This is a genomic window from Lysinibacillus sp. BSL11 (genome assembly GCF_052928325.1).
The window spans coordinates 119994-135113 of sequence record NZ_JAVGCX010000012.1; the positions used below are offsets into that span (position 1 = coordinate 119994).

Annotated in this window: 15 protein-coding genes; 7 read left to right on the forward strand and 8 right to left on the reverse strand. The window is 37.3% G+C overall.

From position 1 onward, the window contains the following. Nucleotide 1 precedes the first annotated feature (1 nt). From RCJ95_RS15505 to RCJ95_RS15525, 5 genes are all read right to left on the reverse strand, one after another. Nucleotides 2-829: a hypothetical protein gene (locus tag RCJ95_RS15505; protein ID WP_221680278.1), complete on the reverse strand. Its 828-nt coding sequence runs from the start codon at nucleotides 827-829 to the stop codon at nucleotides 2-4. Further along, nucleotides 826-1515: an ABC transporter ATP-binding protein gene (locus RCJ95_RS15510; RefSeq protein WP_221680277.1), complete on the reverse strand. Its 690-nt coding sequence runs from the start codon at nucleotides 1513-1515 to the stop codon at nucleotides 826-828. Before RCJ95_RS15510 ends, RCJ95_RS15505 begins: the two co-directional genes overlap by 4 nt. Continuing rightward, nucleotides 1512-1901 (reverse strand): GntR family transcriptional regulator, encoded by a 390-nt coding sequence (locus tag RCJ95_RS15515; protein ID WP_004230719.1) that lies wholly within the window; start codon nucleotides 1899-1901, stop codon nucleotides 1512-1514. Before RCJ95_RS15515 ends, RCJ95_RS15510 begins: the two co-directional genes overlap by 4 nt. Before the next feature lie 713 nt (nucleotides 1902-2614). After that, nucleotides 2615-3610, reverse strand: a complete 996-nt coding sequence (locus tag RCJ95_RS15520) for an LLM class flavin-dependent oxidoreductase (RefSeq protein ID WP_221680276.1) — start codon at nucleotides 3608-3610, stop codon at nucleotides 2615-2617. A 74-nt stretch (nucleotides 3611-3684) separates the two neighbouring features. After that, a complete protein-coding gene (locus tag RCJ95_RS15525; RefSeq protein WP_036077327.1) occupies nucleotides 3685-4110 on the reverse strand; it encodes a hypothetical protein in 426 nt (141 codons plus the stop codon). A gap of 215 nt (nucleotides 4111-4325) precedes the next feature. Here RCJ95_RS15525 and RCJ95_RS15530 point away from each other — a divergent pair, with 215 nt between their 5' ends. The 5 genes from RCJ95_RS15530 (at nucleotide 4326) to RCJ95_RS15550 (ending at nucleotide 9404) form a co-directional block, all read left to right on the forward strand. After that, on the forward strand, nucleotides 4326-5093 hold the full coding sequence (locus RCJ95_RS15530; RefSeq protein WP_221680275.1) for a sulfite exporter TauE/SafE family protein: 768 nt from the start codon (nucleotides 4326-4328) through the stop codon (nucleotides 5091-5093). Nucleotides 5094-5247: 154 nt separating this feature from the next. After that, nucleotides 5248-5766 carry a sigma-70 family RNA polymerase sigma factor gene (locus RCJ95_RS15535; protein WP_004230723.1) on the forward strand — a complete coding sequence of 173 codons (519 nt, stop codon included), beginning with the start codon at nucleotides 5248-5250 and terminating at the stop codon, nucleotides 5764-5766. Next, complete coding sequence (locus RCJ95_RS15540) at nucleotides 5759-6649, forward strand: RsiV family protein (protein WP_313149838.1); 891 nt, start codon at nucleotides 5759-5761, stop codon at nucleotides 6647-6649. Before RCJ95_RS15535 ends, RCJ95_RS15540 begins: the two co-directional genes overlap by 8 nt. Nucleotides 6650-6798: 149 nt before the next feature. Continuing rightward, nucleotides 6799-7923, forward strand: a complete 1125-nt coding sequence (locus tag RCJ95_RS15545) for a GerAB/ArcD/ProY family transporter (protein WP_221680273.1) — start codon at nucleotides 6799-6801, stop codon at nucleotides 7921-7923. Then, nucleotides 7923-9404, forward strand: a complete 1482-nt coding sequence (locus RCJ95_RS15550; RefSeq protein WP_257522439.1) for a spore germination protein — start codon at nucleotides 7923-7925, stop codon at nucleotides 9402-9404. Before RCJ95_RS15545 ends, RCJ95_RS15550 begins: the two co-directional genes overlap by 1 nt. Nucleotides 9405-9443: 39 nt before the next feature. Here the strand turns inward: RCJ95_RS15550 and RCJ95_RS15555 are convergent, their stop codons facing one another. Both RCJ95_RS15555 and RCJ95_RS15560 read right to left on the reverse strand, forming a co-directional pair. Then, nucleotides 9444-9863, reverse strand: a complete 420-nt coding sequence (locus tag RCJ95_RS15555; RefSeq protein WP_446722455.1) for an SRPBCC family protein — start codon at nucleotides 9861-9863, stop codon at nucleotides 9444-9446. A 291-nt stretch (nucleotides 9864-10154) separates the two neighbouring features. After that, entirely contained in the window at nucleotides 10155-11915 is a 1761-nt protein-coding gene (locus tag RCJ95_RS15560; RefSeq protein WP_221680270.1) for an ABC transporter ATP-binding protein, read from the reverse strand. A gap of 415 nt (nucleotides 11916-12330) precedes the next feature. On the opposite strand from RCJ95_RS15560, the gene RCJ95_RS15565 reads away from it, so the two are divergent. Continuing rightward, nucleotides 12331-13092: a TerC family protein gene (locus RCJ95_RS15565; RefSeq protein ID WP_004230735.1), complete on the forward strand. Its 762-nt coding sequence runs from the start codon at nucleotides 12331-12333 to the stop codon at nucleotides 13090-13092. Nucleotides 13093-13293: 201 nt separating this feature from the next. After that, on the forward strand, nucleotides 13294-13803 hold the full coding sequence (locus RCJ95_RS15570) for a ferritin (protein ID WP_446722456.1): 510 nt from the start codon (nucleotides 13294-13296) through the stop codon (nucleotides 13801-13803). A gap of 137 nt (nucleotides 13804-13940) precedes the next feature. Here RCJ95_RS15570 and RCJ95_RS15575 read toward each other — a convergent pair whose 3' ends face one another. Next, nucleotides 13941-15113 carry an iron-containing alcohol dehydrogenase gene (locus tag RCJ95_RS15575; protein WP_257522441.1) on the reverse strand — a complete coding sequence of 391 codons (1173 nt, stop codon included), beginning with the start codon at nucleotides 15111-15113 and terminating at the stop codon, nucleotides 13941-13943. Nucleotides 15114-15120: the final 7 nt, after the last annotated feature.

The following is a 15120-nucleotide window of genomic DNA, read 5'->3' on the forward strand; positions in this document are numbered from 1 at the left end:
TCTAGACCCTGATTTTATATTTTAATAAATGATTCGCAATCCAAATGGCACTGCCTAAAACGATCATGCTAGTTACCAGTACCATTAAGAAAATTTCAAGTGGGTAAAAGTAATTTGTATAAACATTAACTAATAGGATTGGAGCAAAAAATACCCCAAGTGACAGTAAGCCATAAAAAATAGCGTAAAAAATCCCTTTTAAACCATAACTTCGCTCAATTAAAATCGCGGTAAATATTACTGCCACGAAAAGTAACCCAAGTGCATAAACCAGGATAAACTCTGTAAAGCTAGTCGGATACAGCCACCTCCACATATTTAAAGTAGAACTAGTATAAATTGAGAAATTTGATTGGAGATCGATTGGTATAATCTTATTCACTATTTGTTTTTCCATCAAAATTAGCAAGATTTGCAAAGCAATCAAGCCAAGAACTAAAAGCATAATCGTCGTTAATTTCGCAAAATAAATGGCGATTCTTTCAGTTGGTAACATGAATAATCTGTAAATAAATGTATTTTTACCAAACCAATCTCGATACCAAATAAAGAAAACATAAATCATCAACATGGCGATACAAAAAAAGATTGGCAGCAGAAACCATTCTGAATCAGTGAATCGATCGAAAGAAAAAGTCCCGTATTGCTCCACATACTGGTTCCTGGATAACTGGTTTTCTGCCATCAACTGTTTAGCATTTTTCATATAGGTTTGTGAGATAATTCCCGCTCCTATAAGCTGGCTGAGCATGGTCAAGCCTATTAAAATCAAATACAATTTAAAAAATCGATTTACTTCAAAATTAACAAGTTTTAAATAGTTTTTCATGCTCGATATACCTCCCTCATCACATCAACCACTGATTTCCCTTCATTTTCACGTACTTCCTCCACGCTAAATTCTCTCAATACTGCACCGTCATCAATAAGGACTGCTTTATCAATCAAATGCTCAATATCACTAATTTCATGCGTTGTTATAATGACACCACGTTCTTCAATTAAATGGCTTGTAAACACCTCTGCAATCTGCTCACGAGAGAAAATATCAATGCCAGAGAATGGTTCATCCATCAGTAAATAATCGACATCCAGTGACAAACCCAGTAGCATATTCACTTTTGCTGTATTTCCTTTCGATAAGTTAGCAATTCGTTCATTCGGATCAAGTTTAAAAAATTGTCGTAATTCTTCTGCTCTCTGAGGATTCCAGCTTTTATAAAAATCAGCCATGAACGCACAAGCTTCACTGATTTTCATTTGTGGCAACATCGTTATTGTGTCTGGGATGAAGGTTATTTTTTCAAAGCTTTCTTTTGTGATTTTTTCTCCATCAATTAAAATTTCACCACTATTAATTGGTGTGAGCGCCATAATAGCTTTCATGATTGTCGTCTTACCTACACCATTTATTCCTATTAAACAAGTAATCTCCCCTTTTTCTGCAGTAAAAGAAAAGTCTTTTAAAACCTGTTTCCTGCCGTATTTCTTGTTAACATTATTTACTTCAATCATTTCGATTCCTCCGCTTCTCCGCTTTCGGCATCATGTTTTTTCTTTACGAGTTCCAACACTTCTGCTAACGGCACATCGATAGATTTAATAGAGCCTAAAAATAAGTCAACCGCTTCGATAATCAATTCCTCACGGACATTTTTAAGGACCGCTTCATCTTTTGTAATGCAGCTAGGCATATTCCCCTCTGTAAAAATCAATCCTTGTTCCTCCATTTCCTTATAAGCTCGTTGCGCAGTATTTGGGTTAATCTTTAACTGATTGGCTAATTCCCTTCTGGATGGGATCTCCTGACCGGGCTCATAAAACCCCTTGGCAATTTGTTCTTTCAAATGCCGAATAACTTGGACATACACCGGGTCCCGATTATTAAAATTTATAGTCAAATAACTCAACTCCTCAAAAAATTAATTTCGCGTATTAACCACTTAATACACAGTATGCATAATGATGGGTTGCCCCTATCAATAAACATGGACATATTTTTTTCTCGCTAACACCTCTGCGTATTAAGTACTTAATACACTGTCATTAAAAAAATGTATTAAACAGTTAATACACTTCTTGCAATGTATTATATGCTTAATACACATTTTAAGTCAACCATATTTATGGAAATAACTATCAATAATTAAAATCACAACCAGTTGGACAAGTAGCATGTACAATCTGGGATGCAAATATGCTTTTCTTCAAACAGACGAGTGTTTTTTTCTTCTCAATAATCATGCTAATTGTTAACTGGTTAGGAATGTATGTTTTCTTTAGCACAAAAAAATAAATTTTATGCTCACAAGAGGTATAAGAAATTATAGTTGAGCTATACTATTAAAGATTTCACTTCAAATCCAATGACTAGGAGGGTTAACCCGATGAGTGCGATTGATCGATAACTCAGAAGGACCATCAAAACTGAATAAGCTAAAGTACAGATTTCTTAGGAATATCTTAAGATCCTATGCGGAAGCGAGGCAGTGTGTCATGGAGCAGAAAATGTAAGTGGTAATCAGACCCGGAAATAAATTTCCGGGTTTTTCTAATTGTAAAGCCGTTATTCTAAATACATAAAAGCCATATTCAGATGAATATGGCTTTCCCCTTATCTAATTAATTCCTTTGCTAGGAATCTATAGGTATTTAAACGACTTTCTAATTCATATTGATTGCAATTTAGCATTACTTCATCAAAGCCATAGCGTTCTTGCTCAGCACTTAAAAAAGAAGCAATGTCTTGGGGTGTCCCGACAAGATTCGCCTTGCGATTATTGTCAATCGTCAATTTATCCATTTCAGTTAATGGATAATCCTTCGCTTCTTCGGGTGACATTGTTTGAATGATTTGCCCTTTCATTAATTGAAGACGAGAAATATCAATCGGTTTAGCTAAATATTCCGCTTCTTCTAAGGTGGGGGCAACTGTTGCTGCATATGTCACAATGATTTGTGGTTTATCCATATAATAAGAAGGCGTAAAATAGGCTTTATAGGCATCAAAGATATCCTTTGATATATTGCCCGTGAAAAATTGTGCATACGAATAGCCTACTCCCAGCTGGCCAGCCTGCATGGCACTCTGACCACTAGAACCTAGTAACCAAGCCTCTGGTAATGAAATATGAGCAGGAGCTGCAACGACTTGATCATAGACATGTTCACCTGTTTTTTGATTATTCATTAGTTTTAATATGATTTCTAGCTTATCGTACTGTTCCGTGAAGCGTTGTCGTCTTCCCTCTGCCAATGCATAGATAGCGGCATGATCACCACCAGGAGCTCTCCCCACACCAAAATCAATACGATTGGGTGCCAGCCCCGATAATGTTTTAAAGACCTCTGCTAGCTTATAGGGTGAATAATGCATCATCATGACGCCACCCGTACCAATGCGAAGCCGCTGTGTTTTAGCAGCTAAAAAAGCAGCAGTTACTTCAGGAGCTGAACTCGCCAATGACTGACTATTATGATGTTCAGCAAGCCACATACGGTGATAGCCAAGCTCTTCACCTAGCAATGCCAGCTGTTCTGTACGTTGGAAGGCCTCTTCTGCAGAATGACCTTTTGGAATCGGCATTTGATCTAAAATACTTAATCTCATGTAAAACATCCTCTCTGTCTCTAGCTCCCCCTTTTACTGTAATACAGTTTGGATGATTTACAAAATAAAAAACCTTACTCATAAGCTAGTTGTTTCTTTTCCCAAGTGTGATAGACCATGCCAACAAGCTTTTGCTGTTGTTGCTGGTTTAATACGACATCTTTAAATTTCATTGCCTCTAGGGAAAATTGCTGCGTTTGTTCGTTCACGACAAATTGGAGAATAGCATGTCCTTTTTCGTCTTGAAACGTAATATCACCTGACAATTCTACAACTTGCTCCCCAGTTTTCGCTTCATAATAGCGCCAGTAAGGTTCAAAAAAAGCGTAATTAAACGCATTTCGAACTGTGACATCTGAAAAATTCTCCAAATAGCCTTCCTTTACAGTATCAATATACTCATGATCTGTTATATCTTTTTTTGCATTAAAGACATACCCTACAAGTACTCCCATAAACACAACACAGAGAAATACACGTATATGATTTCCTAAACTCATGTCATCACGTCCCCTTTACGTAAAAACACCATCAACTACATAATACATCAAAATAATGACTCCAAGTAGAATTTTTTTGTGTTATGTAGAAATTATCGTCATTTCCTATCGGATCACTTCATTTATTTCTATTAAAAAATAGCAGCTAGAGTATTTACAGCCTATCCTCAGTTCGCTACTATCAGATTATTATGATAGAAAAGAGATGACCTTTTGTGCCTTTTGATTTAGATGTAAATATTTTATTAATTTTAATCCTCTTCGGTTTTTTAGCAGCCTTTATTGATTCAGTGGTTGGAGGAGGTGGGCTTATCTCATTACCAGCTCTTATGTTCGTTGGTCTTCCCCCCTCTGCTGCAGTAGCAACCAATAAATTGGCAGGTACTATGGGTTCCCTTACTAGCACAGTGACATTTTATCGCTCTGGTAAATTAGATATAAAAGCCGTCTATAAGCTATTCCCCTTCGTTTTTTTTGGCTCTATGCTGGGTGCTTGGATTGTCCACTTAATGGACCCAAGTGTACTGAAGCCATTAATGCTGATTATGCTTGCAGCCGTTGCTATCTATACCATCTTTAAAAAAGACTGGGGCAGTATGACCACCTATAAACAATTAACCCCAAAGCGTTCTATTATTTTTGTTTTCGTAATTACACTTATTGGCTTTTATGATGGCTTTTTAGGTCCTGGGACAGGCTCGTTTCTACTCTTTGCTTTTCTCCTAGTTGGCTTTGATTTTTTACAATCAGCAGGAAACGCCAAATTTTTAAATTTCGGCAGTAATGTAGCTGCCCTCCTTATGTTTATATACTTAGGACAAATAAATTATGCCTATGGACTACCTATGGGTCTTGCGCAAATTGCAGGAGCTATTGTTGGTTCAAAATTTGCCATTAAACGTGGCAGTGGCTATGTACGTAAATTATTTATCGTTGTGACCATTCTATTACTCTTGAAAAATACATATGACTATTTTTCATGATCAGTCGTTATACTAACGTATGCCAATACTATAGAAGGATCAAACTTATCTCAAATGGGGTAAGTTTTTTTCATGGCATCAACTTTTTCCCTTTCCTCGTACGTCTAGTAAATGTATACAATTTGACAATGTTAAAAAAGGAGCTTCTTTGGACATGAGAACAAGAAATGCATTTCAACATGAAGAGGTGTTTGTCCAATTCATTCGAGAACAAAAAGAGCGTTTTTATTTGCTCGCGTATAGCTATACAAAAAATGAACAGGACGCACTAGATGTTGTACAAGACAGTATCCAAAAAGCCATGCTTTCATTAGATCGACTTGAAAATGTGACCTATATGAAAAGCTGGTTTTATAAAATAGTTGTCCGTACAGCCATAGATTTTTTACGTAAGCATAAACGCTTACAAGTGACAGATGATGATACATTACAATATTTAACACCTGCTCAAGAGGATGTTTATGAGAATGTTGACTTGGAGCATGCGTTGGATGAACTCCCGCAAATGTATCGAGAGGTTGTCATTCTCCATTATTTCGAGGATTTAAAACTCGCCGACGTGGCGAACATCCTCGACATTAAGTTGAGTACAGCCAAATCGCGTCTTTATAAAGCATTAAAACTATTGAAAATCCAATTGGAAGATGTGAAGGGAGAAACTGCACATGGATAAAAAATTACAGGAGTTAGAAAAACAATATATGAAAGTCCCGATTCCAAAAGAGCTAGACTTCGTGGTTGAAAAAGCACTTAAGCAAGGTCAAAAAAAGAAAAAAAATCGTACACCTCAATGGGTCCTTGGATCTGCCGCTGCAGCCATGCTATTTACAGCTGGTTTAAATGTAAGTCCTGCAATGGCACGCACACTTTCAGAAATTCCCGTGGTTGGTAGTGTGATAAAAGTATTGACTTGGACAGAATATGAAGTGGCAGAAGATACTTATGATGCCAACATTAAAGTTCCTTCTATTGAAAATTTAGAAAATCAAGATCTCGCTAATACATTAAATGAAAAGTATCGTGCAGAAGGTAAAACACTTTACGATGAATTTATCGCAGATGTCGGTGATTTAAAAGCTCAGGGCGGAGGTCATTTAGGTATTGATAGTGGTTTCGAAATCAAAACCGATAATGAACAAATTTTATCGATCGGCCGTTATGTTGTAAATACTGTTGGTTCGTCTTCAACGGTGATGGAATACGATACGATCGATAAAGAAAACGAAATTTTAATTACTTTACCAATGCTCTTTAAAGATCAGCACTATATTGAAACAATTAGTGAAAATATTAAAGAACAAATGCGTACACAAATAGCTGAATCGAATCAAGATAAAGTTTACTGGGTAAAGGGTGCTGGCCTTGCCGATGAAGAGTTAATGGAGGAATTTACAGCCATTAAACCTGATCAGCAATTCTACATTTCTGATAAAGGCAAGCTTGTGATTTCCTTTGATAAATATGAAGTGGCACCTGGCTATATGGGCGTTGTAGAGTTTGAAATCCCAACAGATGTCTTAAAAGAAGATCTTGTAAGCACAAAATATATTCATTAATTTAGCTTACTTTTCCTATGACGAGGTATTGGATGATGGTGTCATCCAATACCTCATTTTTTTCATGAAACCATACCATTTTCTGCTTATAAAGCCGACTTTTTTTGTCAAAGCTAATATGTATCAATCTATGTTAGAGGGTTTTCAACATGAAAAGTGTAGGATCAATCAGTATTTTACATGTCATCTTCCTATCAATGACTGTTATTGGCTTAAAAAATCATGTAACCATTATTCCTCCGCTACTAGATGTGGCCAAAAGAGATGGCTGGCTGTCAGTATTGTTTGCTGGGGGAATTGTTTTCTTTTGGCTATTTTTATTAGTATATATTCAATCAAAATCTAATCAGGAGCCCATCCGAGATTGGCTTGATTCAAAAATCGGGAAAATTGGCTCTACTATTGTAATTTATACAGTTGCTATTTTTTTAATGATTATCGCAGCTTTTACAATGATTGAAACACTGCAATGGGTTAATACTACATTTTTACCTCAAACACCTGTTATCATCTTATTATTTATCTATACCATTCTGTGTATTCTTCTTGTGGCGACTAGCTTACAGACAATTGTCATTTTAAACGTTTTTGTATTATTCGGTGTAGTTATCTTCGGCTTTTTCGTTGCCTTTACGAACATGCAGGTGAAAGATTATGAATTATTGCGTCCATTTTTTGAACATGGATTCCAGCCTGTATTGCGAGGCATGATTTTCCCTGCATCCGGGTTTATTGAGCTTTTAATGTTGCTATTTTTACAGCATCAATTTAAGGAACGTATTCGCTGGTACCATTTTGCTATTATGCTGGCCATTTTAGTAGGACTGACATTAGGACCATTAATTGGGGCCATTACAGAATTTGGACCGAATGAAGCAGCTAAGCAACGCTACCCTGCCTACGAGGAATGGGGATTAGTGACAATCGGTCGCTATATCGAGCATCTTGACTTTTTCTCCATTTATCAATGGCTGACAGGAACCTTTATTCGAGTTAGTTTCCTTTTGTACATTGTGGCAGATTTATTGAAGATGACAGGAGATCCGAAGCGTATATGGCAAATGCTTGCTCCTCCCTTCTTTATTCTTTGTTTACCATTAATTATGCTAAATGAAAGCCTATTTTTAAAAGTAAAAGGACATTATATTCTTACAGCCACTTTTATTTTTTTCTTTTTACTCTCAATATTTTTCGTAGTCGTAGCTTTCTTGTCGGATAAATCTTCTAAAAAGGGGAAAACTGAAAAACAAGATATGAAAAGTGGTGAATCATAATGCCTCAGCAAGAACAGGCGCTAGATCTTAGTACGCTCAGAAAATTATTTCAAAAATCGGCAGATATTCAATTTCAGGAATATATGTTTAATCAGCAGAAAGTACACTTTATTACGTGTGATGCTATGATTGATCAACAAATGCTTAATGAAGTGATTATTCAACGTATTCAGTATTTATATGATCATTTGGATGAGGTCCCCTTTGAAGAGAATATCGCAAGGCATCTTCATGTTCCAAGTATTCAAAAAGTACAAGACAAGGAACAGCTGATAACTTTTGTCTATAGTGGCTTCTTGTTGTTGTATTTTGATGAAGGCAATCTTTTATATGCAAGCAATATTGCCCACAAGCCGAATCGCCAGCCTGAAGAAACACGCATGGAGGTTCTTGTTAAAGGGCCCAGAGATAATTTCATTGAAGATATACGCGTCAATATCGCACTAGTAAGAAAACGCTTGCCGACCAACTCATTTTGTGTGGAAAAAGTGGAGCTTGGGAAGCGATCAAAAACTACGGTAGCCATTCTTTATTTTGATGATATTGTGGATATGGATATTTTACATGGAATCAAAAAGCAGCTTGCTGCCGTTGATACAGATATTGTATTTAGTGGCGATTTATTGATGGAACGGGTCAATAAAAATTCCAAGCTTTTTCCGAAGTTTGATTATACAGGACGACCTGATTATGCGGTACAGGCCTTAGCAAGAGGACGTTTTATTATTTTTGTAGATGGTGTCGCCTATGCCATCATTACCCCTGTCAATTTGTTTCTCTTACTAAAATCAGCTGAGGACAATGAATATCCTATTATTTTCAGTTCACTCGAACGATTATTGAGAATATTTGGTATTTTAATCGGATTACTACTTCCTGCATTCTGGCTAGCCTTGACAACCTATCACCAAAACCAATTGCCGCTCCAACTACTCGCAACCGTTGTGCAAGCGAAGGCGGGCTTACCGCTCCCCTCTTCGCTTGAAATGTTGCTGATGTTGCTGATGTTTGAATTGTTTCGTGAAGCAGGCTTGCGTCTCCCTTCCGTTATCGGTGGGACCATCAGTGTTGTAGGTGGATTAATTATCGGGGATGCAGCCATTCGAGCAGGTGTAACCAGTCCTGAAATGATCGTTGTCATCGCTATTTCTACCATTGCCTCCTTTACATTAGTGAATCAGTCGCTTGTAACTTCTGTTAGCATATTACGCGTTGCCTTTATCTTTGCTAGTGCCTTTTTCGGATTATTTGGCTTCTTTGTTTCTTTATACCTAACACTGCTTTACTTAAGTAATATTCGAATTTACGGCTACTCTTACATGAACCTGGCAACAGATCTAAATTGGGCAACCATTAAAAAATCCATCTTTCGATTATCACCTAAGGGCTATACAGAACGTAACAAAGCACTTGCTCCACAGGATTATACACGAACTTCAAAAGGACATGAAAACAAGGATTCTCCAAATAAAAACAAATAGCATCCCTATCGATTGTGAAGGGATGCTATCTTTATTTGCTCAACGATTTTGGACTCTTTTTGTTATAACGTCCAGTACACTTTCCCAATGACCTTTCATTTCTTCTCGTACTGTCTGATCAGAAAGATGTTCCTGATGAAAGCTAATGGTTGTTTTATTACGATCTTTTGGTAAAATACGGATTTGTACGGTAGATGGTTTTGACCACACTTCCTTTTGCCAAGTTAATCGAAGCTGCTCTAACGGTTTAACAATCCTGATTTCGCCTGACCCTGTCTTTGAATGGTATTTATGCCCAGGCTCAAATATAACTGAAGTGCCTTCACCTAGCCATGTACGTACCCCTTCTGTTGTCGTGAGCAATGCCCATGCTTGCTCCTGCGAAATTGGAAACGTCCTTCTAACCCCGATTTGAAAACCCACACTTTTCGTTTGACCGATGATTCTATCGTTACCCATTGCTTCACCTCTATTTTATGACCTTTATAGTGAACTGTAGTTCTATTCGATAAACTTGCTAAACATTCCTTCTATGTATTCAGAAATAAATGTTCCATTATCCATATCAATAATTTGACCTGATACCCTTTGATTATTCGATGGTATTACCTTTCAATGGATTCCCTCTTTCTACATAAACCTTTATTATGCATATTAGTGTGCTTTAGATACAACATGAGCAGTACAAGTAATAAGAGAAGCAACTAAAAAAGGGAAATTGTTTAAAAAAACAATCTCCCTTTCCTTCATTTACGTCAATTCCACAAAATCTTTCTGAACGCTTTGTTCTGTTTGTCCCTTGCGAAATTGAATATGATGAAGCTTTGCAAAAATCCCATTTTGTGCCACTAGCTCATCATAGGTGCCATCCTCTTCAATGCCCTTCGGTGTCACAACTAATACACGATCAGCATTGCGAATAGTTGCCAGTCGATGGGCAATAACTAGTGTTGTACGATTTTCAGCAAGCTCTGTTAACGATTGCTGAATAATCATTTCTGTTTCTGTATCTAAGGCAGAGGTTGCCTCGTCTAAAATCAAGATAGGCGGGTTCTTTAGGAACATACGAGCAATCGCGAGTCGTTGCTTTTGTCCACCTGATAATTTTAAGCCACGTTCACCTATTTGTGTATCATAGCCATCGGGCAGCTCTGCAATAAATGCCTCTAGATGGGCTTTTTTCGCTGCCTCTCGAATTTCCGCTTCACTTGCATCTAATTTTCCATAGGCAATGTTTTCACGAATCGTACCTGTAAATAAAAAGACGTCCTGCTGTACGATACCGATTTGAGCACGTAATGAAGCTTGTGTCATATTACGTATATCGATACCATCAATCGTAATAGCGCCCTTTGTCACCTCATAAAATCGAGGAATCAATGAGCAGATTGTAGTTTTGCCAGCACCCGAAGGACCTACAAAGGCAATAGTTTGGCCAGCTTTTACATCAAATGATATATCATGTAAAACCTGTTTGGATGCATCATAATTAAAATGAACATGATTGAAGGCAATATTTCCATCTAAATGTTTAATAACCTTTGCATCCTCACGATCTTGAATTTCTGGCTCCTGTTCAATTAATTCACGGAAACGCTTAAAGCCAGCCATTCCTTTCGGATAAAGCTCTAATAAAGCACTAATTTTATCAATTGGTTTAATCAGAACATTCGTATATAAAACAAAGCTCACTAGCTCCCCATAAGATAATTTCCCATTAAAGCTTAGCCAAGCGCCGACCACTAACACCATTAATGTAAGGAGGCGCGTCATCATGTAAATACTGGAGTGTGTCCCTGCCATAATTTTATAGGCATATAATTTAGCCGTACGGAAAAATCCATTTTGCTCCTTAAAGCGTTTAATTTCAAATTCTTCATTTGTAAAGGATTTCACAACACGGACACCGGACACACTATCCTCTACACGTCCGTTCACATCAGCAATTTTGCCATACATCGTTTTCCAAGCATTGTTCATTTTTATATTACTAAATGTCACAAGCCATGTTAAAAATGGCACCATAATGGCTGCAATCAAAGCGAGTGTTGGATTCACATTAAACATAATGGCAAAGGCCCCAACAAAGGTCATGATCGCAATAAAGAGATCCTCTGGTCCATGATGGGCAAACTCACCTATATCAAACAAATCATTGGTAATGCGACTCATAATATGACCTGTTTTCGTATTATCAAAGAATCGGAATGATTGTCTTTGTACATGCGTAAATAATTCCTGACGCATATCCGTTTCGATATTTATGCCTAGTTTATGTCCTAAATAGTTAACGATAAAGTTCAATAATGTACTAATGGCATAAACAAGCAGTAATAGGACACTTATTTTCACGATCATGCCCCAATCTCCTGTTGGCAATAACTCATCGATAAACCATTGAACAGCCAATGGAAACGCAAGCTCTAAGATTGCTACAATAATGGCACTCGAAAAATCGATGACAAACAATCGTTTATGTGGCTTGTAGTAGGAAAAAAATTTTCTATACATGTTTGTCTCCTCTCTAAGTTGTAAAAATTTTGCCTATCTTTTTATAGTACCATTTGTGCAAACGTAACGGAAAAGTATTTTTTCTCCATAGCAGTATATTTTTATTTACTTTTATATTGTTGCATGTTATTATGTTAGTAAGAATTGAATAGCTTTTGACTTTATTGTCAAAGGGGAGTAGCTAGCAGATGCGATCGAAGCATCTGATTCACATTCGTCATTACATGGTATATTACCATCGGGTGTGATGGCATTTCTTGTCACACAGAAAACTTTCTGTGCAACGAACAGTTAATTGCTTAGCAAGACCTTTGCCTATTTTTTAGGCAGGGGTCTTTTTCTTTTGCTTAAAATAGGGAAAGAATAAGTTAGCAAGCCATTCATTTCTGTTCAACAATTAAAGGAGGCAATAAATTTGGAGGCAATATTTTTAGAATACGCATGGGTACTTGTCGTATTAATTGTACTAGAAGGTTTGTTAGCAGCAGACAACGCCGTCGTAATGGCTGTTATGGTTAAGCATTTACCAAAGGCACAACAACAAAAAGCTTTATTGTATGGATTAGTGGGGGCATTTGTTTTCCGTTTTGCCGCATTATTCCTTATTACAACGCTCGTTAATTTCTGGCAAATTCAAGCAATAGGTGCAGCTTATCTACTGTTTATGTCTATTAAGCATATTTATGATTCGCGGAAAGCATCCCAAAACTCCGAAGAAATTCAAGAGCCGAAAAAACAATCTGGCTTCTGGATGACGGTTGTAAAAGTAGAACTTGCTGATATCGCATTTGCTGTGGATTCTATTCTTGCAGCGGTTGCCATTGCTGTCACACTTCCACATATCGGTGATTTTGATATTGGCGGGATTAACGCAGGTCAGTTCGCAGTGATGTTCTTAGGTGGTATTATTGGTGTCATCATGATGCGTTTCGCAGCTCGTTGGTTTGTAAAGGTTCTCGACAAATTCCCATCACTTGAAACAGCTGCTTTCCTAATTGTCGGCTGGGTTGGTGTAAAATTAGCTGTATTAACATTAGCACATGAAAAATTGGGTGTGATTCCACACGAATTCCCCCACTCCACTATTTGGAAAGCTATTTTCTGGATTGTCTTAATTGCTATCGCATTAGGTGGCTACCTAATCGGTGTGAAAAATCAAAAGAAACAAGAACAATAATAATGAAAAAATCGCTTCGATTACGATCGAGGCGATTTTTTTTATTTTCTTAAAAGTATAAAAGAAGAGATTTTCTAATTGAGAACGAATATCAATTAACTTTTGCATGAATTGCTTTAAAAATTAAATTTTTTGTATGTTACTGCCTCAACACTGTATACTAGTAAAGAAGTCATTTACTGCAAAAGGAGGAAAACTTTTATGTTATCTGAAAAACTACACACAGCTCTTAATGAACAAATGAATTTTGAATTCTACTCTGCGCATGCCTATATGGCAATGGCAGCCTATTGCACTGATCAAGATTATGATGGCTTCGCTAACTTCTTTTTAGTACAAGCAGAAGAAGAACGCTTCCATGCCATGAAATTTTATAATTTCTTAAGTGATATGGGCTACCGCGCAACAATTCAAGGTTTTGAAAGCCCAGGCAATCATTTCGAATCCATTTTAGATGCCTTTAAAACAGCTCTCTCACACGAAAAAGAAGTAACACGCCGTATTTACAATTTATCAGACATTGCTTTAGATGAACGTGAGCATGCGACAATGGCCTTCTTAAAATGGTTCATCGACGAGCAAGTAGAAGAAGAATCTACATTTGATACATTAATTCGTAAAATTGAGCGTATCGAAACTGACTCAAACGCAATCTTTATGCTAGATGCAGAATTGGCTACACGTACATTTACACCAAATACAGAAGCATAATATTTCTTATAAAAAAATCTGCCATTAGAGCAGATTTTTTTAGGTATCTATCTTTTGGAAACCACATTACGATGTGTGGGATTTTCAAAAGATGTAATAAAAGAGAAACGTTGAATAATCAACGTTTCTCAGGTTCTTTATGGTTCTCTTACCACACCATCAAAGGCAGCTTGATAGATTTGATAGATATCTTCACGCTCTAATGGCATTGGACTTCGCGCTAAAATACGCGTTTGTTTTGTAGCATCCTCTGTTAGCTGTTCAAGTGCTGAGGCAGGGATATTGAATCCTTGTAATGTTGAGGGAATTTTCACATCTTGAACGAGTTTTTGTAAGGCGTCAACACATTTATAGGAAGCCTCTTCTTGCGATAAATAGGAAGATGATATCCCCATGGCATCTAAAATATCTTTCATTCGTTTTTCACAGCTTTGACGAATATAACCCATGACATATGGTAATAGTACTGCATTGGAATCACCATGAGCTATATGGAACTGACCTCCCAGGGGATAGGCTAAAGCATGGACGCCTGCTACACCAGCATTGAAAAAGGCTAACCCTGCTAAATAGCTGCCATAACTCATATCTGTGCGCGCTTGCTTATCTTGCCCATTATGGACAGCTGTTCGGATTGACTGGCTAATTAATCGGATAGCTTGTAATGCAAGTGCATCCGTTACTGCATTCGCATTTACTGATACGTAGGCTTCTATCGCATGAGTTAACGCGTCTACCCCAGTCGCCGCTGTCACCTTCGATGGTAAGGAAATCGTTAAGGCAGGATCTACAATCGCTACATCCGCTAATAAATAATCATGTGTCACGACATCCTTGGTTGTATCCAGTGATAGCACAGAAATATTTGTTACCTCCGAGCCTGTCCCAGAAGTGGTAGGAATTAAGATTTTAGGTAACCCTTTATTATCTAATGTCTTCGTTCCTGTCAGGTTTAAATAATCTGCAACTTTTCCATCATGTTTTGCTAATACGGCGGCAAGCTTCGCTAAATCTAGTGCACTACCCCCCCCTACACCAATCACCAAATCAAATGGATGCTTTCTAGTAAAATCAACTAGTTTTTCGCCAATTGCAAGCGGAGGCTCTGGTGCAATATCAGTATAAATGGTTGTTGTATAGCCTTTCTCAATCAAAGGCTTTTCGACATTGTCCGTTAGACCTATTTCTTTTAATAATGGATCTGTCACGATCAAAATATTGTGAGCGTTAAACTTCTTTACCTCTAGCAGAAGCTGACTCAAACAGCCCCAGCCAGTATAGCTAGCAGGCGTAAAGGTTAATTTATGCATGGCTTCT

Bases quoted from the DNA above. Each gene is read 5' to 3' on its own strand.
- RCJ95_RS15560 (WP_221680270.1), bottom strand. From the start codon at position 11,915: ATGTATAGAAAATTTTTTTCCTACTACAAGCCACATAAACGATTGTTT.
- RCJ95_RS15570 (WP_446722456.1), top strand. From the start codon at position 13,294: ATGTTATCTGAAAAACTACACACAGCTCTTAATGAACAAATGAATTTT.
- RCJ95_RS15575 (WP_257522441.1), bottom strand. From the start codon at position 15,113: ATGCATAAATTAACCTTTACGCCTGCTAGCTATACTGGCTGGGGCTGT.
- RCJ95_RS15520 (WP_221680276.1), bottom strand. From the start codon at position 3,610: ATGAGATTAAGTATTTTAGATCAAATGCCGATTCCAAAAGGTCATTCT.
- RCJ95_RS15540 (WP_313149838.1), top strand. From the start codon at position 5,759: ATGGATAAAAAATTACAGGAGTTAGAAAAACAATATATGAAAGTCCCG.
- RCJ95_RS15525 (WP_036077327.1), bottom strand. From the start codon at position 4,110: ATGAGTTTAGGAAATCATATACGTGTATTTCTCTGTGTTGTGTTTATG.
- RCJ95_RS15510 (WP_221680277.1), bottom strand. From the start codon at position 1,515: ATGATTGAAGTAAATAATGTTAACAAGAAATACGGCAGGAAACAGGTT.
- RCJ95_RS15555 (WP_446722455.1), bottom strand. From the start codon at position 9,863: ATGGGTAACGATAGAATCATCGGTCAAACGAAAAGTGTGGGTTTTCAA.
- RCJ95_RS15505 (WP_221680278.1), bottom strand. From the start codon at position 829: ATGAAAAACTATTTAAAACTTGTTAATTTTGAAGTAAATCGATTTTTT.
- RCJ95_RS15535 (WP_004230723.1), top strand. From the start codon at position 5,248: ATGAGAACAAGAAATGCATTTCAACATGAAGAGGTGTTTGTCCAATTC.
- RCJ95_RS15545 (WP_221680273.1), top strand. From the start codon at position 6,799: ATGAAAAGTGTAGGATCAATCAGTATTTTACATGTCATCTTCCTATCA.
- RCJ95_RS15550 (WP_257522439.1), top strand. From the start codon at position 7,923: ATGCCTCAGCAAGAACAGGCGCTAGATCTTAGTACGCTCAGAAAATTA.